12 protein-coding genes are annotated in these 21,806 nt (G+C 64.7%); 4 read left to right on the forward strand and 8 right to left on the reverse strand.

Going from position 1 to position 21,806, the window contains the following annotated elements; all coding sequences use genetic code 11:
- Positions 1-171: 171 nt before the first annotated feature.
- Positions 172-3,051, forward strand: a complete 2,880-nt coding sequence (locus HHL22_RS00710) for an alpha-amylase family glycosyl hydrolase (RefSeq protein ID WP_169529062.1) — start codon at positions 172-174, stop codon at positions 3,049-3,051.
- Between the two features lie 618 nt (positions 3,052-3,669).
- A complete protein-coding gene (locus HHL22_RS00715) occupies positions 3,670-4,410 on the forward strand; it encodes a T9SS type A sorting domain-containing protein (protein ID WP_169529063.1) in 741 nt (246 codons plus the stop codon).
- Positions 4,411-4,485: 75 nt separating this feature from the next.
- On the opposite strand, the gene HHL22_RS23695 is transcribed toward HHL22_RS00715, so the two are convergent.
- From HHL22_RS23695 to HHL22_RS00735, 4 genes are all read right to left on the reverse strand, one after another.
- Entirely contained in the window at positions 4,486-6,234 is a 1,749-nt protein-coding gene (locus HHL22_RS23695; protein ID WP_206680671.1) for a glycosyl hydrolase 53 family protein, read from the reverse strand.
- Between the two features lie 122 nt (positions 6,235-6,356).
- Positions 6,357-8,984: a membrane or secreted protein gene (locus tag HHL22_RS00725; protein ID WP_169529064.1), complete on the reverse strand. Its 2,628-nt coding sequence runs from the start codon at positions 8,982-8,984 to the stop codon at positions 6,357-6,359.
- Between the two features lie 193 nt (positions 8,985-9,177).
- Complete coding sequence (locus HHL22_RS00730; protein ID WP_169529065.1) at positions 9,178-10,035, reverse strand: N-acetylglucosamine kinase; 858 nt, start codon at positions 10,033-10,035, stop codon at positions 9,178-9,180.
- A 197-nt stretch (positions 10,036-10,232) separates the two neighbouring features.
- On the reverse strand, positions 10,233-11,702 hold the full coding sequence (locus HHL22_RS00735; RefSeq protein WP_169529066.1) for a diadenylate cyclase: 1,470 nt from the start codon (positions 11,700-11,702) through the stop codon (positions 10,233-10,235).
- A 209-nt stretch (positions 11,703-11,911) separates the two neighbouring features.
- Between HHL22_RS00735 and HHL22_RS00740 the strand changes: the two genes are divergently transcribed.
- Complete coding sequence (locus tag HHL22_RS00740) at positions 11,912-12,163, forward strand: hypothetical protein (RefSeq protein ID WP_169528927.1); 252 nt, start codon at positions 11,912-11,914, stop codon at positions 12,161-12,163.
- 165 nt (positions 12,164-12,328) lie between these two features.
- On the opposite strand, the gene HHL22_RS00745 is transcribed toward HHL22_RS00740, so the two are convergent.
- Positions 12,329-13,684 (reverse strand): BaiN/RdsA family NAD(P)/FAD-dependent oxidoreductase, encoded by a 1,356-nt coding sequence (locus HHL22_RS00745; RefSeq protein ID WP_169529067.1) that lies wholly within the window; start codon positions 13,682-13,684, stop codon positions 12,329-12,331.
- Here HHL22_RS00745 and HHL22_RS00750 point away from each other — a divergent pair.
- On the forward strand, positions 13,683-14,888 hold the full coding sequence (locus HHL22_RS00750; RefSeq protein WP_169529068.1) for a cation:proton antiporter domain-containing protein: 1,206 nt from the start codon (positions 13,683-13,685) through the stop codon (positions 14,886-14,888). The two genes, HHL22_RS00745 and HHL22_RS00750, sit on opposite strands and share 2 nt — an antisense overlap.
- A 24-nt stretch (positions 14,889-14,912) precedes the next feature.
- On the opposite strand, the gene HHL22_RS00755 is transcribed toward HHL22_RS00750, so the two are convergent.
- The 3 genes from HHL22_RS00755 to HHL22_RS00765 all read right to left on the reverse strand — a co-directional run bounded on the left by HHL22_RS00755 (position 14,913) and on the right by HHL22_RS00765 (position 21,714).
- Positions 14,913-16,475: a serine hydrolase gene (locus tag HHL22_RS00755; RefSeq protein WP_169529069.1), complete on the reverse strand. Its 1,563-nt coding sequence runs from the start codon at positions 16,473-16,475 to the stop codon at positions 14,913-14,915.
- An 84-nt stretch (positions 16,476-16,559) separates the two neighbouring features.
- On the reverse strand, positions 16,560-18,350 hold the full coding sequence (locus tag HHL22_RS00760) for a chloride channel protein (RefSeq protein WP_169529070.1): 1,791 nt from the start codon (positions 18,348-18,350) through the stop codon (positions 16,560-16,562).
- 283 nt (positions 18,351-18,633) lie between these two features.
- Positions 18,634-21,714: a PD-(D/E)XK nuclease family protein gene (locus HHL22_RS00765; protein ID WP_169529071.1), complete on the reverse strand. Its 3,081-nt coding sequence runs from the start codon at positions 21,712-21,714 to the stop codon at positions 18,634-18,636.
- Between the last annotated feature and the right edge of the window lie 92 nt (positions 21,715-21,806).

Genomic DNA, 21,806 nt, shown 5'->3' on the forward strand with positions numbered 1-21,806 from the left:
GCCCAAAGGTACGTGCGGGGGTGGGGCAGGGGTTAGGCCGGGCCCCAAACGATTGCGGAACGTGCTCAAAAAAAGGGCTTTGCGGGGCGTGCGATGCGGTTTTTGTTTTCTAACTTCGGCGGTGTGGCGGGGGCTAGGGCTCCCGGCAAATTCCTCTTTTACCCACCCATTATGAAAAATTCTACGCTCGGCGGCCGGTGGCTGCTAGGGTTGCTGCTGGTGCTTGGCTGGGCCCCGGTGGCCTGGGGCCAGTCGCCGGTTACGGTGAGCCCGGCTTACTTCACGGCCGATACGCAGCTGACGCTCACCTACGATGCCACGCTGGGCAATGCCGGCCTGGCCAACTATACCGGCGACGTTTTTATCTGGACCGGCGTCATCACCGATAAGAGCACCAGCGATACTAACTGGCACTTTGTAGCCGGCACCACCTACGGCGCGACCACGGACGCCCAAAAGCTAACGGCGCTCGGTAACCACAAGTACAGCATCACCTTTACGCCCCGCACCTACTACCCCGGCTTCGCCACCTCGGGCGAGGTGCTGAAAAAGCTGGCGATGGTGTTTCGCGGCACGGGCGGCACACCCGAGGGCAAGGGCGTGGGCAACAGCGACATCCTGGTGGCGCCCGGCGTGCAGGTGTCCTTCACCAGCCCTGCCACCGCCAATACGGTGGTGGCCGCTGGCACGTCGGTAGCCGTGGCGGGCACGGCCACGGTGGCCTCCACCATCACGCTGACGCTTAACGGCACGCAGGTGGCGCAGCAAACCAACGCCACTTCGCTTTCTACCAACGTGACCCTCAGCCAGCAGGGCACCAATACGCTGGTGCTCACGGCTACCGATGGCACCACCACGGCCTCGGCTACGACCACCGTGACGGTGGCCCCGACCGTGACTACGGTCGCGCTGCCCAGCGGCGCCAAGGCCGACGGCATCACCTACCTGGCGGGCGGCACCTCGGTTATCCTGACCCTGACGGCGCCCAAGAAAAGCTTCGTGTACGTGATTGGTGAGTTTAATAACTGGCAGGCCACCCCGGCCGGTTTGATGAACAAAACGTCCACCGTCGATTCGGACCCGGCCACCGGGCGCTGGTGGGTGCAGCTCGACGGCCTCACGCCGGGCCAGGAGTACGCCTACCAGTTTCTGGTGGACGGGCAGCTGCGCGTGGCCGACCCCTACTGCGAGAAAATCCTGGACCCCGACAACGACAAGTACATTCCGGCCGTCACCTACCCCAACCTCCGGGCCTACCCCACGGGCAGCACCACGGGGCTGGTATCGGTGCTGCAAACCAGCCAGGCGCCTTACAACTGGGTTAATACCAGCTACAAGCGGCCGGCCCGCACCAACATGGTGGTGTATGAGCTGCTGGTACGCGACTTCACCCTGCGCCACGACTACCAGACGCTCAAGGACACGCTCAACTACATTCAGCGCCTAGGGGTCAATACCATCGAGCTGATGCCCATCAACGAGTTTGATGGCAATGACAACTGGGGCTACAGCCCGTGCTTCTACTTCGCGCCCGACAAGTACTACGGCACCAAGAACGCCCTGAAGGCCTTCATCGACGAGTGCCACCGCCGCAATATTTCGGTGGTGCTCGATATGGTGCTCAACCACTCGACCGGCCAGAGCCCGATGGTGCAGCTCTACGGCAGCATTTCCGGCGGCCCCACCGCCGACAACCCCTGGTTTAATACCTCGGCGCCGCACCCCTACAGCGTCTACAACGACCTAAACCACGAGAGCCCCTACACCCGCTACTTCAGCAAGAACGTGATTAAGTTCTGGCTGCAGGAGTACCACATCGATGGCTACCGCTTCGATTTGGCCGGCGGCTTCAGCCAAGTGCCCAAGACGGAAGCCACCTACCCCAACTACGACCAGTCGCGCGTCAACATCTGGGAGGACTACTACAACACCCAGATAGCCACCGACCCCACCTCGTATCCCATCCTGGAGCACTTCCCCAACGGCGTGAGCGCCAGCAACCCCACCGACGAGGGCAAGGTGCTGAGTGACTACGGCATGATGCTGTGGAGCAACCTCAACTACAACTATACCCAGGCCGCCATGGGCTACAGCGACGGCTGGAACCTGAGCTACGGCTACTACGGCGACCAGGGCGGCCGCGGCTGGGGCAAGCCCAACGCCATTGGCTACATGGAAAGCCACGACGAGGAGCGCATGCAGTTCAAGAACAAGACCTACGGCAACGCCAGCGGCAGCTACTCGACCAGAGACCAAGCCACCGGCCTCAAGCGCGATGAGATGTCGGCCGCGCTGTTCTTCAGCCAGCCCGGCCCGCGCATGGTGTGGATGTTTGGCGAGCTGGGCTACGACTACAGCATCAACACCTGCTCGAACGGCACCACCATCAGCAACGACTGCCGCACCGCTGCCAAGCCCATTCGCTGGGACTACCAGCAGGATGCCAACCGCCAGCACCTTTACAGCACCTACAAGGCCATGGCCACGCTCAAGCAGCAGCCAGTGTTCAGCTCGTTTACCAGCTACACTCAAAACCTGGGCGGCGCCGTGAAGACCATCAACATCGCCAACGCCGACCTGGCCGTGGTGACGTATGGCAACTTCGACGTGAATGCCCAAACCACGACCATCACCTTCCCCAGCACCGGCACCTGGTACAACTACCTGACGGGGGGCACCATGAGCGTGACCAGCACCAGCATGGCCCTGACCCTGCAGCCCGGCGACTACGCTGTATACACGAGCCGGTCCGTGGCCCAGGCCAACCCCCTAGGCACCCGCCCAGCTGAAACGGCCGCCTTCAAGCTAAGCCTGGCGCCCAACCCAGCCGCTGGCACCACGGCCGTAGCCTACGAGCTGCCCGCCGCCGCCACCGCCACCCTGCAGGTGCAGAGCCTGCTGGGCCAAATGGTGCGTCAGCTGCCGGCCGTGCGCCAAGCCGCCGGTGCCCAAACCCAGGTGCTGTCGCTGCAAGGCCTGGCCCCCGGCGTGTACCTGGTGAAGCTCACCGCCGGCGACCTCACCCAAACGACTCGCCTGCTGGTACAATAGGGGCCTAGGGCCTCCTGCTGATTAAAAACTCTTCTCCGCAACGCGGGGCCGGCCTTTCGGGGGCTGGCCCCGCGTTTTGCATTAAGCGAAACTTGGGGTAACGGCCGAAGTGAAATTTTAGTGTATAAAAATTTCCAGAAATTCAGTGAATATTTAGCAATAGCTAATACATTTAAGGCTTGAAAGCTAGGCTACTAGCGCCAGGCTGTTTGCGGTAATTCTTTCCCCCATTTTTTCTCACTCCCACCAATGAAAAAACACGTTACTTTCGCTGTTACCGCTGCTCTTGCCCTAGTTTCACTAGGAGCTCAAGCCCAAATTACTCTCGATGGCAAAGTCGATGCCTCCGAAGTTGCTACTACGTATACTTCAGGGAAGTATCAGCTGGTGAGTACTTATAGCGGTACCCATTCAGTAAGCGACCACGGCCTAAAGTCGCTTTATATAGGTGCTGATGCGACAAATTTGTACATAGCTGTAGTAGGCTCATTTGAGCAGTCTTCTACCTATCCAGGTATTGTGGCATACATGAACCTGCCCGGTAAGACAGGCGTGGCGGCTGGGACCAAGCTGGCTGGCGGTAATGCTGGTGATAGCCCGCTAAAACAAAAGCCTACGATGGACTTTGAGGTGGACTACGGTATTCGCCTTAACGTGTCGCCTACCGGAACTGCCAATGGCTACATCAGTTACGTAGATTACACTAATGGCAACCCCAGTGGTGGGGCTACGGATACATACCAGGGCAGCGTAGACAAAACGGGCGCTACCGTAACTACGGCCTCGGCTACTACTGGTCCCTTCCAAAACTGGAAAACAGCCTATATTTCTTCTACTAGCCTGGCGTCAAACACGAACAATGCCGCCGCTGAGTTTCAGTTTAGCCTGGCTAACCTGGGTCTCACGAGTGCTGCGTCCCTAAATCTGTTTGTAGCTTATGTAAACGACGGGGGCATCTTCACCTCAGATACCTTCCCGCCCATTGCGGGCCAGACTACGGCCCTGGCCGCCGACCAGGACTTTACTGCTATTGCAGGCAAGCAGTACCTGACCTACCAGCTTGGTACTGGTGCCCTGGCCACCCGCGCCGCCGATGCCGCTGCCATTGGCCTGAGCGTGTACCCGAACCCCGCCGCTGGTATTTCCAGCGTAGCTTACCAGGTAACTGAAGGCGCCGCCCCGGTCCACATCGCTCTTACCGATTTGCTGGGCCGCACGGTGCGCGTGCTCGAAAACGGCGTGAAACCGGTAGGTAGCCAGTCGGCCCTGCTCAACACGGCCGCGCTGGCGGCGGGCACCTACCTGGTGCGCGTGCAAGTAGGCGACAAAGTATCGACCAGTAAGGTGGCCGTGCTCTAAACCGCGCATTAAGCAAGCAAAAAGCCCCGTAGCCTAGGCTGCGGGGCTTTTTGTTTTAAGGCGCCCTAGGGGGCCCTAGGGCTGCAGCAGCCGCAAATGCCACTGCTGGGCGCCGCTGCGCAGCACCAGCACGTAGGCGCCGGCCGCTAGAGTGGGGGCGGGCGTTAAGGTCAGTTCGTGGGGGCCCGCCGCTTGGGAGGGCAGGTCGGCCAGGGTGTGCACCAGTTGGCCCGTGGCCGCGTACAGCGCCACCTGCACCGGCCCGGCGCTGGGTAGCTCGTAGCGCAGCGTAAGCGGGCCGCGGCTGGGGTTGGGGTACAGCTGCGGGGCGGCGGGGGCGCTGGTGGCCGGGGCGGCCGCCAGGGCCGTGGGCACCAGCTCCACGTCGTCGAGGCTGCAGTAGTTGCCGGCGGCCGCCACCGAGCGCAGGCCAATGGTGAGTTGCCCGTTGGTGATGACCACGCCCGGCAGGCTGATTTGCGTCCAGGTAGTGGTCGTGGGCAGCGCCACGGCCAGCTCGGTGCCGCCCCTGGGCTGGGCGTAGAGCTGGCAGGTGGTTTGGCCGCCGCCGCTCTGGGCCCAGGCGCGCAGCGTATAGGTGCCGTTGGGCACGTTGCTGATGGCCTGCGTGGTAGCTACCTGGTAGGCGGTGGCCTTGTAGTGCGTCAGGCGAAACTGGCTGGCGTGGCCGCCGGTTTCGGTGTAGTCCGCGTCGGCATCTGCCGAGGCCACGGTGGTCCAGCCCGGCGGGCTCTGGGTGGCAGCCGAGTACTCGAAGCCGGCATTGTATACCAGCGGCTGCGCCGCGGGACGCGGCAAAAAGCCGTCCAGGCCCGCGGTGGCGCGGCCGTCGGTGCCCCAGGCCCCTAGGGTGTAGCCCTGCCAGTTGTAGGCCTCGGGCTCCCAGTACAGCACCCCCAGGCCCGCGTTGCCGGGCACGGCCTGGGTTTTGGCGATGATGTCGTAGAGAAACTCGCGGGTGGCCAGGGGCACGTAGGCCGGCATGCCCACTTCCACCACCAGCACCTGCTTGCCGGGGTAGCGGCTCACCATATCGTTCATGTTGGCCTGGGCCTGGGCGGTATACGTGGGCCAGGTGGCGGCGTCGGGGTAGAGCGAGAGGCCCACCACGTCCCAGCGCGCGCCGTTGGCCTGCAGGCCGTCGAAGTAGTAGCGGAAGGCGCCGTTATCCTGCCCGTTGGCAAAGTGCGCGATAACCTTGCTGGTGGGGCTCACCGCCTTTACGGCCGCGTAGCCCTGGTCGACGAACGCGGCGAAGTTGGCGAAGCCGTTGACCGTGAGGCGGCCTTCGGGCCAGAGCATCCCGTCGTTGGTTTCGTTGCCCACCTGCACCCACTCGGGGGTGATGCCGTTGGTTTTCAGCAGGGTAAGCACGCTGCTGGTGTGGTCGTACACGGCCTGCTTGAGCTGCGCCACGGTGTAGCTCTGCCAGGCGGCGGGCTTGGTTTGGTGGGCCGGGTCGGCAAAGGTGTCGCTGTAGTGGAAGTCGATGAGCAGGCGATACCCTAGGGCCTGCGCGCGCTTGGCTTTGGCCAGCACGTCGGCCGCGCCGTTGTAGCCGCCCGTGGGGTTTACCCACACCCGCAGCCGGATGGTATTCAGCCCGTAGTCGCCCTGCAGCAGCTGAAACAGGTCCTGCTGGGCGCCTGCTTTGTTGATAAACTGGTAGTTATTGGCTTCCAGCTCCGTTATCCAGCTGATGTCAGCACCTTTGGCAAAGGCGGGCGCGGTCTGGGCCGCAACAGGTAGTCGGCCGGCCAGCATCCCTAGGGCTAGTAGTAGGTAGGTAACGTATTGACGCATAGATAGGTAACGGATGGGTGAAAGCCAAGCTGGCGCTGCCGTTTGGCCAGGCCCGCGCAGGAACCGGGGGCAAGTAGCTGGCTGACTACAAACTAACCTGATAAATGCCAGAATGCAGCTGCCTACCGCAGTTCCACAGCCTCCACATCAGCGCGGATTTGTTCGGCGGGGGTGCCATCCAGCCGGTCCAGCACCAGCTGCAGCACCTCTACCTCGGCCAGTTGGAAGGGCGGCGGGGTGGCGGGGCTGTACGTAAGGGGCAGAAAGCCGGGGTAGGGACGCGGCGTGAGCAGCAGCGGCGCGGGCCGCAGGGCGCTCAGCGGCACCCGGCCTTCGCCCAGCGCCGGCCCTAGGGGCACATCGGCGGCGTAGGCCACGGCGTCTTTGGTTACGAACAGCACCCGCAGCTTGGCCGCCGCCGGTAGGTTCAGGCTGCCCTTCACCACCAGCTCCTTGAAGCTGCCCAGCTCGCCCAGCCGGCCCGCCAGTTTCGGGCCTAGGTAGGTGCGCAGCGCGGCGGCCGGACCGGGCGCGGGCGCCGGCGCGCCAGCCTTGGGCGGGGCCGCTACCAGGCGCAGGGCCAGCGCCCCGCTGCTGGTGCTGGGGTAGTCTATCCGGGCCTGGGGCCCTAGGCCCTGCGCTTCCACGTGGCCCTGGTCGGCCGCGGCCCCGAAGAGCGGCAGCGGCGCCCCGGCCGGCACCAGCGGCACCGTGTAGTGGCCCTGGTCGGCAAAGTCCCATTGGCGGGGCGTGCCGGGCTGGCGGCCGGGGTAGGTGACGGGCGGCCGGCCAGCTTCGCTGGTTACTACCCAGTACTGCAGCTGGCCGGGGTAGGTGAGGGCCGCGGGCACGGTAGCCGCGTAGGTGGTGGGGCCGGTGCGCTGCATGGGCAGCCGGCGCACGGGGCCGTAGTAGTGCCGCGCTACCAGCCATACGCTGTCGGTGGGCGCGGCCGGCAGCACGGAGGCCGCCACGAGCAGCGGCTGGCCGGCCGTGGCCTGCGCTACTGGCTGGTGGCGCACCCAGGCCTGCGCCGGGGTGATATCGTCTTTCGGCCTAGGGGCCACGTACTCGCCAAGCTGGATGTTGCCGAGCTTTTCGGTGGCCGGATGGCGCTGCAAGTCAGCTGCTTGCCGGGCTAGCAGGTACACGCCCGGCGCCACTACCACCCGGCCCTGCTGGGCAGCTTGGTTGGGCTCGCCGTAGGCAGCCAGGCGGGCATCGGCGCTCAGCCGCGCCAGGTGGTACTGCGGCCCCAGGTCGGGCAGAGCCAGCGTCAGGGGGTGCGGCTGCCAGCCTAGCTGCGTCACCTCCTTGTGCTCCGAGGCCGTCTCGAACGGGTCGCGCACTTGCATCGCGTCGGGCATCACCTCTAGCCGCCACACGCCGGGCGCCACCTGGTCGAGGAAGTAGGCGCCGCTGCCGCCGTACTGCGCCACGGCCGACGAGCCCACGCCCGCCACGTGCCGCAGCGCGGTTGGTTGCCGGGGCTGGTCGCGGGTGTCGGCGGTGTAGTAAAACTCAGTCGGCGCGTTCCACTCGCTCAGCTGGCGGCGGTAGCTCACCGTGGCCGCCCCCGCTACCGAGTCGGCTGGGTAGCGCCCGAAGCTTTGGCCGCGCTTGGTTTCGCGAAATACCTTGCCGGCAATCAGCAAACTCAGCGCCTTGGCCGGCGTGTAGGCCAGGTTCAGGTAATGGGTTTGGTACTCGGTATTGTAGGGCGCCAGCCCTAGGGGGTCGTAGGCAAACTGGGTGGCCCACTGAAAGCCGGCCGCGCGGAAGCTGCGCGCCATGCTGGGGTACATAATGGGCTGCAGCACGTCGGCCGACTCGAACTCGTACACCATCTTGGCCCGGCGCTCGAAGCGCTCGTCGCCGCGGTAGGGCAAGGGGTACTGGTCTACGTAGGGCAGCAGGTTGCCCTGCAGCTCGTGGCCCGCCACCAGCCCCTCGGGGTACCACTGAAAGCTCACTCCCTGCACGTTGGCGTCCAAAATGGCGTCGTGCACCTGCGGGCTTTCGGCAATGTTGTAGAAGATGGGCTTCGTGAGGCCAGTAGCCCGCATAGCCGCCACCATGCGGTTGGCGAAGCTCAGCACCGGCCCTAGGGGCAGGTGGTAGTGCGGCTCGTTGCACACCTCGTAGGCGATGATGCCGGGGTCTTGCCGGTAGAGCTGGCCGGTGTACTGGTTGCGGTGGTTTAGGAACTGGCCCAAGTAGGTTTCCTGCGCCCGGATGGCCCTAGGATTGGTGTAGGCCTGGCCCTTGTCGTAGAGGCTCGAAAAGCCCTTGCCGGTATTATCCGGCTCGGGGTAGCCGTTGCCCCAGTAGGCAATAGGCGTGAGAATCACCTTGACACCGCGCGCTTCGAGCTTGCTAATCAGGTAATCGAGCAGGCGCAGGTGCTCGTTGGGCGTCACGTTGCCTAGGGTGTCGGTTATCTCCACGTCCCACACGTGCACCCGGAAGGCATCCACGCCCAGCCGCGCCAAATGGTACACGTCCTGGTCGATGGCGTCTTCGTGCCGGATGCCTTTGCGCGCCAGCGTCCGGTATGAATAGGCAAACGGCGCGGTGTAGTTGACGCCGAACAGCGCCACCTCGCGCTTGGTGTTCTGCCAGCGCAGCACGCCGCTTTTATCCACGAATACGTCGCCGGTGGGCGGAGTGGGCGTTTTCTGGGCCAGGGCGGGCAGGCTGGTTAGTAGCAGCAGGGCCAGCAGGCCGCGCAGGGCATTGATGGAAAGCATTGAGTAGGCTGGTGGTCAGTACTTTATCAGTATAATGAAATAAGTAAAAAGCCAAAACGTCATGCTGAGCTCCGCGAAGCATCTCGCCCGAACAACACCCTAGGGTCGCAGGCGAGATGCTTCGCGGAGCTCAGCATGACGTTCTAGTAAAAGGGGTTAAAAGGGGTAGCGGCGTTGACTATCCCCACTGAACCTAGGCCACCGGCTTACCCTCGTGGAAGCTCACCAGGTCGTCGATGGGCGAGCGCACGATGCGGCCCAGCTGCATGCCGTGGCGGCCGGCTACCTGCGCCAGCGCATCGCGGAAGTTGTAGCCCACCGAGCCAATGCAGTTAAACGTATAGTTCTGGTAATCAGGATAATTAGCCACCAAGTTTTGGAAAAACGCCTCGAAGGCCTCCACCACAATCTGGCGGCAGTAGCTCACGTTGTTGTGGTCGTAGGCAAACTTGGCGAAGCTGGCCAGGAAGCGGTTGGGCAGCGGCTGGTTGTAGAGGCGGTCCAGGATGTCGTTGCGCGAGCCCAGGTGGTATTCCTCCTTCAGCGCCTCGCCCAGGCCGTCGGGCAGCAGGCCGCGCAGGTAGTCGCGCAGCAGGCGCTTGCCCAAAAACGAGCCGCTGCCCTCATCGCCCAAAAAGTACCCTAGGGAGTCCACGTTGTAGGTAATCTTCTCGCCGTCGTAGATGCACGAGTTGGTGCCCGTGCCCAGAATGGCCGCGAAGCCCGCCGAGTGGCCCAGCAGCGCCCGCGCGGCGGCCAGCAGGTCCTCGGTCACTTCCACGCGGTTGGCATTAGGGAATACCTGGCGCATGGCGCTGGCAATCACCTCGCCCTTGGCAGCGCTACTCACTCCCGCGCCGTAAAAATAAATCTCGCGCACCTCGTCACGCTTCAAATCTTCGGGCAGGTCTTTTTCGAGCGAGGCGACGATAAAGGCCGTGTCTACAAAATCCGGGTTGTACCCTTGGGTGTTGAAATACACGCGCTGACCCTCGTCCGAAAGCTCGCACCAGTTGGTTTTCGTTGAGCCGCCGTCGGCAATTAGTATCATGGTTATGAAGCTGTTAGCTAGTAGCCGTTAGCTAGTAGTCTGTTGGGTGAGAAGAATAGCAGGGGCCGGTAGCTACCAGCCACTCGCTGCGCAAGGGGCGCTAAAATAGCGGTTAGCCCGCATTGCTCCTGCTTGCCGCCGCGCGATAAGGTGTCAAAAAAAGCTAATAGCCAGCCGCCGGCCGCCAACGGCTGAAATTATGTGTGCAGCGTCGAGGGCAGCAAGTCAATCCAGCCGTCTTCGCTCACCACCACGGCCAGGCAGGGATAGGGCGAGGAGCTGGTATAGCGCACGGCCGAGTTGTAGCGGGCCCCGCGGCTGCTGTCGCCCCGCTCGGTGGCCTGCCCGTCCAGAATGACGCCAATGGCGTGGCACACGCCGGTGGGCTCGATGAGCACGGCCCCGTCGATGCTGCTGGCCTGGCGCAGCACGGGCGGCGTCATGGGCCTGGGCACCACCCGGAAGCACTGGCGGCGCAGGCGCTCGGCCTCGGGCTTGGCCCCGGTCGAAATGCACAGCATGGTGCCGTGGCTCTGGCCCGACGCCTCCAGGGCCAGCTCCCAGAGGTAGGCTGCGCCAGCCGCATCCACGTCGGGAAATACCTGGTGCAGCACGCGGGCAAAGTTGTCGGCCTGCACCTTGCCCTGGGGTAGGCGCGGGGTATTGCTCACTACGCGCATCAGCGTGTGCTCGGCGTGGCGCAGCTCCCAGCCGTAGTGGTTGGTAAACTGCACCGTGGCCAGCGGCTCGTACTGGGGCGAGTCCTCGTCCACGGCAATCCCTAGGCCGAACACGTGGGCTGCGTCCGACACCAGGCCCGTGCGGCCCTCGGTCAACTCCAGCAGCTTGCGAATGGAGCGGTGGTCGCGCAGCGGCACGGGCGCCTCCAGCGTCAGCACCGGCACAATGGCCGGGTGCTGGCGTTTGGCTAGCAGCATGGTGCCCTGGCCCTCGCCGCCCTCGTGGCGCAGGGCCGCAATGCCCAGGCAGGCATCGTACAGGCCGTGGGCGTTGCCGGGGCTCACGCGCAGCATCAGGCGGCGGCCGGCGGCGCGTAGCACCTCGTTGTAGTCGCGGTCGAGCACCGGCTGCTCGTTGTCGGCGGTATCAGCCTCTCGCAAAGCGCGGGTGCACTCGTGCAAAAACTCCAGCACCGCCGCGTGGGGCAGGTTGGAGGGGCGCCCGCTGGTGGCCTTGCCTGGCAGGCAGTAATAGGCACTGTACACGTCGGCCGCCAGCTGCACCACCACCACCACCAGGTAGCCATTTAGGCTAAGCGGGGTCGAAACGAAGCAGCGGCGGTTTTCGGCCCGCGCGCCCACCAGCTCGCGCAGGGTTTCTTCGGTGGCGCGGCACACCAGCTCGTACCAGCGCTGCTTTTCCATGCGGTCGTGGTCCTGCGGGTGCAGGTGGTACACGCTCTCGCGCGGGGCCACTATATCCGCCGTTTCAAACGAGGCCGCCCGGGTTTTAATGGTGGCAAAGTCGGCGGGCTGGTAGCGCAGGTTGGTGGGCTCCACCACCACGCTCTCCGGGTCGTCTTCCTCGCGGCCCGACGCCAAGCCCAGCAAAAAAACCTCGGGCCGCAGGTTGCGGTCGAGCAAGTTAAAGATACCTTCGGCAAACAGCTGGGCCGAAACGCGAAACAGACTTTGGTGCTCCCACATACGTGGCAATCAGGGCGATGGGGTGGGGGCCGGCGCGGCCACGGCGTCGCCCGCCCTCACCGGGCAGGAATGACAAACCACCTATACGGAAAAACCGCCCTTACCGCCGACTTTATCCGTCCCCGCGCTTATTTTAATCCGCTAAAAGTCGTACCTTCGGGCTGCTGGCCCCTGCCGGCGCCAATCCCCCTCACCCCCACGCCTCGCCTATGCTCTTCATCGACATGATTTTGGCCGTGGCCGTGGCCCTGTCCTTCATTCCGATACTGACCGGCTACTGCGCGCACTCGCACGGCCGCTCGTTTTGGCTGTGGTTCTTGCTGGGGTTTGCCCTGCCCATCATCTCCTTCTTGCTGCTGCTGGCCCTAGTAGCCCACGACGAGCTGGACCCCGGCCGCCGCCTGATAGGCGAGGCCCGCCAGATTTTGCGCGAGGCCGAGCGCAAATCGGTGCAGTCGTGAGGTAGTGCGTAAAAAAGGGTGCGCAAAAAAGAACGTCATGCTGAGCGCAGTCGAAGCATCTCTACCGCGTAACTAACTCCAAACGTCAGGATTACTTACGCGGGAGAGATGCTTCGACAGGCGGACGCCAGATGAGCATGACGTTCTGGCTTTTTACCCATTTCACTAGTTCACCTGCTCACCGCTATTCAGCCACGCCAGCACGCCGGCCGCCGCCCAGGCGCCGGTGCTGAAGCAGCCTTGCAGCAAGTAGCCGCCGGTGGGCGCTTCCCAATCCAGCATTTCGCCGGCCACGAAGGTGCCCGGCCGCTGCCGCAGCATCAGGTGCGCATCCACTGCCGCAAACCCTAGGCCCCCCGCGCTCGAAATAGCCTCGGCCAGCGGGCGCAGGCCGGCTACCGGCACGGGAAGCGCTGTGAGGGCGGCCGCCAGGTCGGGCGGGGTGGGGCCAGTCAGCTCGCGCAACAGCGTGGGCACCGGGCTCTTAAGTTTGAGGCTTTCGGCTAGGAAGCTGGCCAGCGAGGCGCCGGGCTTGCGCCGCGCCAGCCGCTGCTGCAGCTCGCTCAAGGGCAGGTCGGGCTTGAGGTTGAGGTGCAGCCAGGCGGGGCGGCCGGCCGCCAGCGCCGCCCGTACCTGGGGCGTAAGGGCGTACACCGGCGTGCCCTCCAGGCCGTAGTCGGTGAGCAGTATTTCGCCTCGCACGGTGTGGCCGTTGCAGCTCAGGGCCACGTTTTTGAGCGGGGCGCGGCCCACTTTCTCCTGGAAAAAAGCTGACCACGCTACCTCGGCCCCGCAGTTGGCCGGCGCGAAGGGCATGCTCGCCGCGCCCAGCTCGGCTAGCAGCGGCACCCAGCGGCCATCGGAGCCGGTTTGGGGCCAGCTGGCGCCCCCGAGGGCCAGCACGGTAGCCGCGGGCGCCACGGTAAATTCCTGTTGGGTTTTTTCGTTCAGCAGCCGCAGGCCCGCCGCGCCGGCCCAGCCCAGCCAGCGGTGCCTAGGGTAGGTTTCGACGCCCAGCTCGACCAGGCGGCGCAGCCAGGCGCGCAGCAAATCGGCCGGCTTGTGCTGGCCCTCGGGAAACACGCGCCCGCTGCTCCCCACGAACGTGGCGATGCCCAGGTCGGCGGCCCAGCGGCGCAACTCCTGGGGCGAGAAGTGGGCCAGGACTGGCGCAAAAAAGGGCGCCTGCGCACCGTAGCGGGTGGCAAATGGCCCTAGGGCCTCGCTGTGGGTGAGGTTGAAGCCGCCGTGCCCGGCCACCAGAAACTTGCGCCCTAGGGTCGCTTTTTGCTCGAACACCTGCACCCGGCAGCCAGCCTCGGCCAGGCGCTGGGCGGCCAGCAGGCCGGCGGGGCCGCCGCCCACCACGGCCACGAGCGGGGCGGCCCCGGCAGTAGCAGCAACGGTAGCAGCGGGTAGCACACCCCAAAAGTAGCCCGCCGCCTCCTCGCGGCCGGGCGCCCGCCCTAGGGCCACCCGGCGGCAACGGCCCAGCGGCGGCGCCCGTACCCTTGCCCCCATGACTTCCTATGCCATCCTTATCGGCCTCAGCTTGGCCGTTATCCTGTCCTACGTATTTAACCTGGCGTCGCAGGCCACGCGCATTCCGTCGGTGCTGCTGCTGCTACTCACCGGCATTGGCTTGCAGCAGCTCTCCGAGTACGTGGGCTACGCGCTGCACATTCCCAAAACGCTGCTCGAAATATTTGGTATTATCGGCCTGATAATGATAGTGCTGGAGGGCTCGCTCGACCTGCGCCTGAGCCGCGACAAGGTGCCGCTTATTCGGCGCTCGTTTTTGGCGGCGCTGCTGATGCTGGTGAGCCAGGCCGCCGTCATTGGCGCGCTGCTGCACCTGTGGCTGGGGGCCGGCTGGCAAACCTGCCTGCTCAATGCCGTGCCGCTGGTCGTCATCAGCTCGGCCATTGCCATCCCGAGCGTGGCGTCGCTCACGGGCGAAAAGCAAGAATTTATTGTGTACGAAAGCACCTTCTCCGACATCCTGGGCATCATGCTGTTTAACTTCGTCGACCAGGAGGACTTTGCCCAGGGCGGCGGCCTGCTCACCTTTGGGCGCGGGGTAGTGCTCATCGTGCTGGTGGCCATGTTTAGCACGGCGCTGCTCACGTTTCTGCTCACGCGGCTGCGCGGGCACGTCAAATTCTTCTTGCTGTTCTCGTTTCTGGTGCTCATCTACAGCCTGGCCAAAAAGCTGCACCTCTCGTCGCTGCTGCTAGTGCTGGCTTTCGGGCTAGCCGTCAACAACTACGACCTGCTGCTCAATACCGTGCGGCGCTGGCTGCCCCGCCTGCACCTCCCGGCCCCCGCCGCGCTCGAAGCCGAGCTGCACCAGCTCAAAAGCATCACCGCCGAGTCAGCTTTTCTTATTCGCACGTTCTTTTTCCTGCTCTTCGGCTATTCCATCTCCATCCCTAGCCTGCTCAGCGCTCCGCTCATCGGCGAGGGCCTGCTGGTAGTGGCCGTGCTCACGGCCCTGCGCTTTTTATACTTGCGCTACGTGGCCCAAGCTAGCCTCATGCCCGAGCTGTTTATTGCCCCTAAAGGCCTGATTACCGTGCTCTTGTTCTACAGCATTCCGGCCCAGCACCAGCTGGGTGAAGTCAGCGAGAACATCCTGTTCATCGTTATTCTGCTCACCAGCGTGCTGATGATGGTCGGCCTAATTATTTCGCACCAGCGCCCCACCGCCGACGTGGAATTTTGAGGAGCCGGGCCGCCAGCCGCACGGTTATCTACTAACTCGTTGAAAGTCCAGACCCTGAAAAGTACTGGCTGGCGAAATAGTCTGCATGGTCATGGCTTTGGCTTGCCCCTGGGCATCCAGCGCGAACACTACCAAGGCATCGGCTCTGAGCAGCGGGTTGACCCACCGCATGGCGAACGTATTACCCCGGTAGGGCTGCAGCGGCCCGCGCAGTTGCGGCGACTTGGCGGCCTGAAACCACAGGCCCGCGCCCCGTTGCGAGATGGTTACCTCGCCCAGCCACGAGTCGCGGTAGGTGCCCACGTACACCTGGGCATTGGCTAGGGGGGCCGGGTGGCGGGCCACCTCGTGCCACACGGCGGCGGCTACGGTATCCGACGCCTGGCTCCGGGCCTTCACCCGGTCGGCCCAGTACTGCACGCGGTTGGTGCCGCGCAAGCCTAGGTAGCCATCAACTAGCTGGTCCGTTACCGCCCGCACGGCCCCGCCGCCCTCCTGGTTGGTGAGCACCACGATGCCCACCCCCAACTCGGGCAGCAGCGTTATTTCGGATAGCTGGCCTTCGTCCTGGCCCGTGTGGGATACCACCTGGTAGCCTCCCTCATCCACCAGAAACCACCCTAGGCCATAGGCGCCAAAGTGGGTGTGGTACACCCCATTGGGCGAAGCCGGGATGGGGATTTGGGGCGTCCACATCTCCTGGGCCACGGCCGCACTGAATAGCCGCTGGCCCGCGCCGTACTGGCCGGCCGCCAGCTGCGCCAGCGTCCAGCGGCTCATGTCGGCGGCGCTGCTGTAGATGCCGCCGGCCCCCGCGTCCAGCTCGGCGGTGCTGGTGGCAATGGCCTGCGGGTGGCCGCCCACCTCGTAGTGCCCCTGCACCACGTTGGGGTTCTTTTTGAGGTTGATGCGGGCGTAGGCGGCCCGGCTCGCGCGCATCTGTAAGGGAGCCAGGATGCGCTGCTCGATAAAGTCGTCCCAACTCAGGCCGCTCACCCGCGCCACCAGCTCGCCGGCCACCAGGTACAGGATGTTGTCGTAGGCATAGCGGCTCCGAAAAGGCGCTACTGGCTTGAGGTAGCGCAGGTTGTGAATAACGTCGGGAATGGTAAACGCCGCCGAGTCGGGCCAACGCATCAAATCGCCCGCCTGCGGGGCTAGGCCGCTGCGGTGCGTCAGTAGGTCGCGCACCGTGCAGTCGGCCGTCACCCAGGGGTCATACATCCGAAACTCGGGCAGGTGGTCAATCACCTTGTCGTCCCAGCGCAGCTTGCCCTCATCTACCAAGATGCCCAGGGCCGCCGCCGTAAACGCCTTGCTATTGGAGGCGATGGCAAACAGCGTGTGGGCATCCACCGCCTGCCGGGTGCCAGCCACGCGCACGCCGTAGCCTTGGGCCAGCACCACGTGCCCGTTCTGCACGATGGCCAGCCCTAGCCCCGGCACGTCAAACGTGCGCATGGCCCGCCCTACCAGGCTGTCGATTTGAGAGGAACTAGACATCTGCGCCGCGCTGGCAGCTGGGCCGGCCAGCCCTTGCCAGGCAATTGCCAGGGCCAGCCCAACTGTGCGGCGAAGCTGCGCCATGCGCGGAGTAAGTAAAGCGTGGGCCATGAGGCTAGACTGCCGAAGTAGTAAGGCCAAAACTAACCTCCGGCTGATTGGGTGCTGCTACGCCTGCCCTTCCTCAATCAACTCGCGGCGGTAGCGGGCCAGGATGTTGGCGCGGGTGATGAAGCCTCGGTAAGTGCCCACGCTATCCACCACCGGCAGGGCGGGGCTGGTGGTATACTCCAGCATTTCGAGGGCGTGCTCCACCGAGTCGCTGACCAGGATGGTGACGGGGGGCTGCTGCATCAGCTCGCGCACGGTGGTGGTGGTGTAGTGTTCGTTGTCGAAAAGGGTGTCGCGCACCATGTCCAGGGTGATGATGCCGCGCAGCCGCCCCTCCTTGTTCACCACCGGAAACACGTTGCGGTGGGCGTGCCGAAATACCTCCACCAGCTCGCCTAGGGTGGTGCGGGGGCGCAAAAGCACGTAGGCCGTATCGAGCAGGCGGGGCAGGTCGAGACGCGCGAGCAGGTCGTGGTCGCGGTCGGCGTTCACGTCCACGCCCTTTAGCGTCAGCTTCTTGGTGTACACCGAGTAGGGCTCGAAGTGCTTGGTAATGAGGTAGGAGAAGCTGGTAACCAGCATCAGGGGCACGAAGAGGGCGTAGCCGCCCGTGATTTCGGCAATGAGGAAGATGGCCGTGAGCGGCGCGTGCACCACGCCCGCCAGCACGCCGGCCATGCCCAGCACCACGAAGTGCACCTCGGGAATGGCCACCAGCCCGGTGAGGTTGATGAGCCGGGCGAATAGGAAACCCCCTAGGGCCCCCGCCACCAGCGACGAGCCAAACATGCCGCCGTTGCCGCCCGCCCCAATCGTGACGCTGGTGGCCACTACTTTGAACAGCATGGTGAAGAACACCAGCGCCAGCAGCAGCCACACGTTGTCGTCGCCGTACACCGAGAACAGGCTGCCGTCGGTGAGGCGCGAGGCCTCGCCGGCCAGCAGCTTCTCCACCACTGTGGTGTAGCCCTCGCCGTAGAGCGGCGGAAACAGGAAAATGAGCGCGCCCAGCCCTAGGCCGCCCGCCAGTACTTTCTGCCAGCGCAGCCCCGGCCAGCGCTCCCAAAATTTATCAAACCAGTTATAGGTGCGAATCATGTACACCGACAGCCCGGCCGTGAGCAGCCCCAGGGCCAGGTAAAACGGCACCGTATTGAGAATCCAGGAGTTGGTGATGAGGGCGAACGGCTGGCCCGCGTACAAGGCCTTGGACACCACCGTGGCCGTGGCCGACGAGATGAGCAGCGGAATAAAATACTGGGCCGGCAGCTCGAGTAAAATAACCTCCACCGCAAACAGCACGCCCGTAATGGGCGCGTTGAAGATGGCTGCCACGCCCGCCGCCGCCCCGCACCCGGTGAGCAGCCGGCGCCGGCGCCGCCCCGCCCGCAAAATGCGCGACGCATTGGAGCCGATGGCCGCGCCGGTGACGGAAATGGGCGCCTCGGTGCCCGCCGAGCCGCCAAACGACACCGTGAGAAAGGCCGTAACCAGCTGCGAGTACAGCTTGGAGCGCGGCACGATGGAGCTTTCGCGGGCCGTGTTGTAGATGATGGCGCCAATGCCCCGGCCCAGGTTGCCGCCCAGCAAGTACTTGGTAAAGAGCACCGTGAGGGTAATGCCGATGATGGGGTAGAGCGAAAGCGCAAACACCCGGTTGGGCTCAGTTACGGCGTCGGCCAACTGCTGCTGCTGCCAGTGCACGGCCGTTTTGAGCAGCACCGCCGCCAGGCCGGCTAGCACGCCCACCAGCCCCGCCAGCAGCAGCACGTACATGCGCTCGTCGATGTGGCGCAGGCGCCACAGCAGCAAGGGATTGAGGAGGCGGTAGATGCGTTTCTGCGCCATGTGCCGAAGGTAGGCAACTCTGAGGCGCCTAGGGTAGTTTTTGGGTGGCAGCAACTTTCGCGCCGCTTCTTGATAGCTATACGGGGTTGAGTATGACCCGAGGGTCAAGCTTTAAGCTGAGAGTAGGTAAGTGAGGTGAGTAAAACAAATGGGCGGTCATGCTGAGCCTGTCGAAGCATCTCTCCCGCGCTGCCTAGGGCTGTTGTTCGGTAGAGATGCTTCGACAGGCTCAGCATGACGTTTTTTTACTTATACCTTGTTCAATAGCCTGCTCCTAGGGCCCTTACCGCGCGCAAATGCCGCGGTACGGGCAATACTCGCACTTGGCCAGGTCGTCGGTTTTGCGAATGGCCTCGTTGGGGTCGAGGATGCGGTGGGCCAGCCGACGTATCAGCGTGGCGCTGGCTTGCAGGAAATCGGTTTCGTCGGTGGCCTCGGTGATGAAGCCGAGCGGCGCCATGAGCAAGCCCTCGTCGATGTTGCGCAGCGAGAGGATGGCGGCTTCCGAGCCGGGCGGGGCGGGGCGCCGCAAGTCGCTTTCCAGCATGAAGCGGTAGAGCCAGAGCTGGCGCACCTTGTCGGCCCCGCTGCTCGACTCGGTGAGCAGGCGCTCGGCGGCTTCGGCGGCGGTGAGGGGCGTGCGGGTGCCGCGCAGGTTCAACTCGTTGCGGTGCACCAGGCCCGTTTTGTAGTCCACCACGCGGCGGCGGCCGTCGGGCAGCGCGTCGATGCGGTCGGCGCGGCCGCGCAGGCGCAGGGGCAGCGGCTCGGTTTCGCCCGGCAAGTCCACGAAGACGGTGGCCACCAGGTCGGTTTCCTGGGCGGCAATGTGCAGCGGCAGCACCAGCGGCTGGCTGGGCAGGCTCTCGAAGTACTTGCGGATGATGCGCACGGCCACCTGCCCCAGCACGTAGTTGAGGCCGTCGTCGGGGCGGGCCTGGCGCTCGGCTTCTTCCTGGCGCAACTGGCGGCGCACCTCGGCGGGCACTTTTTGCAGCAACTCGGGCAGGTCGGCGGCGGTCAGGGGCTGGCCGCTTTGCTCGAAGGGCTTCAGCAGGTGCTCCAGCGCGTCGTGCACCACCGTGCCGAAGCCATCCACCCCTAGGGTCTCCTCCACTTCCTCGTTTTCCTGAAAGCGGGCCAGGCGCGAAAAGTAGAATTTCAGGGTGCACGCCAGGTACTCGTTGAGGGCCGAGGGCGAGAGGCCGCGCTCCAGCACCCCGCGCAGGGCGGCCAGCATCACGTCGTCCTTTGGCAGGGTCAGGTCACCGGCCGGCCCGGCGCCTAGGCCCGCGCCGGGCCCTAGCGGCGAACTATTCCGCGCCGCATCGTCCACTTCGGCGCCCACGCGGGACCCTAGGGAAGCGGGGGCGGGCGCGTCGGTGGGCACTTCTACCAGCAAATCTTCCACCGTCAGCGCTGGGTTTTGGGGGGCTAGGTCGTCTACCAGCTGGCGCAGAAAGCGGCTGCGCTCGCCGGCTTTCACGCCCTCGGCGCCGGGCAGCACGTGCACCAAATCGACGCGGGCGGCGCGCTGCAGCAGGCGCCAGAAATTATAGGCGGTGCCGGCCTCGGCGTCGGCGTAGGTGGGCAGGTTGAACTGCGTGAGCACGTCGTAGGGAAACAGCGACTGCTGGCGCTTGGGCGCGGGCAGCGTGTTCTCGTTGCAGCTCAGGATGATAACGTGGTCGAAGTCCAAGGCCCGCGTTTCGAGCAAGCCCATAATCTGCACCTCGGCCAGCGGCTCGCCGGCAAAGGGCAGGCGGGTGCGCCGCATCTGCTCGTACAAAAAGCGCCGGAACGAGCGCACGCTCAGGCGCTGCTCGCGGCAGTCGAAGGCCGAATCGAGCTGCCGCACCAGCGTGTAAAACAAGTACAGGTACTCGGCCTCGATGGCCGAGTGGTCGTGCTCGTACACCTGCTTGAGCAAGTCGATGAGCGTATAGCAGGCTCGGATGATGTCGTCGCAGTTGTTCCAGGGCTGAAACAGCGCCCCAATGAGCGGGTGGCCCTGCCCGAGGGCCAGCAAATCGGGCGCGGGCAGCAGCACCATATGGCGCTGCACGATGGTGCGGCAAATGTTGTCGAGCAGGCCGTGGTACTGCGGCGCATCCGCCTGCTTATCCAGCCACTGCTGGTAGCGGCGCAAAAACGGGTGCGCCAGCAGCTTGGTCACGGCCAGGTGGTGGTAGCGCGGCACGCCGTAGTCGGGGCCAGTTTCGCCCTCGCGCACGCCCGTCAGGTGCACCTCAAACAGTAAATCGACCAAATTGAACAGGGCCGTGCTTTGAAAGCTGAGGCCCATCGTCACGTTGAACTCGGGCACGATTTCCCGTGGGGGCAGGCCGTGCAGCACGGGCAGCAGCAGGGTTTCGTCGGGCAGCACCACGGCCACGCTGGCGCGGGGGTGGCGCAGGCGGGCCGCGGCCAGCAGCTGGCCGGCCAGCTTGCCCTGGGCGCTGGCGTTGGCCACGCCCAGCAGGCGCACGTGGTGGGGCGCCTGGCGCAGATGCTCGTGCAAGGTGAAGGTGTCGCGCGGCAAATTCCAGCGCTGCCAGTAGCGGCGCAGGGCCTGCCCGGCGCGGTTGGGCGAGTCGTCTTCGAGGTAAAAGGGGTCGGCGTCGAAGTACAGCTCGGCCCGGTCGTGCTTGCGCAGCAGGTTGATGAATTTTTCTTCAGACTTGCTGAGTTGCCCTAGGCCCACAAAAACGTGGCGGGCAGGCAATTCGCGCTTGGGGTCGGCCAGCTCGGCTTGCAGGTGCTGCACAGCGCGGCGGTAGGCCAGGCCGGGGTAGGCCAGGTGCTGGGGGCGCAGGCGCTTCTTAAACTGCCGGTACACCCGGTGCAGTTGCCCCCAGAAGCCGAAGTAGCGGTCCAGCCCGGTGGTTTTCTGGCCCGGCTCCAGCTGCCAGCGCTCTAAGGCTTTGGCCTCGGCCAGGTAGGCAAACACCTCCTTGGTATCGGCCAGGTTTTGGTCGAGGGCCGAAAAATCTTGCAGCAGCAACCCGCTCCAGCCCACAAAGTGGTCGAACTGCAGGCTCGGGTCGATGTCACGAAAAATATCGAACAGCAGCAGCTGCAAAGCAATGGGCTCTTCGAGCTGCACCTGGGCGCGCTCCACCATGTAGTCCTCCATGGCCGCGATGCGCGGGGCCCACAGTGCCTGGCCCAGGGGTGTAGCCAGGGCCAACTCATTCTGCAAGTACACCACCGCCCGGCGCGTGGGCACCACCACCACTAGGTCGCTCAGCTCCTCGGCGGGGCCGTAGGTGGCGAGTAGCTCGTGGGCCACGGCGGCCAAAAACGAGCGGGGCGCGGCGCCGGCCGCCGCCAGCAGCGGCGCCAGGGTAGGAGAGGGGTGCATAACCCCCCAAAGGTACGCCAGGGCCTAGGGCCGGTGGGGCCCGCCAAGCCGCCCCGACCACCCCCGGCAAATGGTATTTTGGTGAGTTTAAA

The sequence above is a fragment of the Hymenobacter polaris genome (genome assembly GCF_012927305.1).
In the GTDB taxonomy this organism is placed as follows: Bacteria; Bacteroidota; Bacteroidia; order Cytophagales; family Hymenobacteraceae; genus Hymenobacter; species Hymenobacter polaris.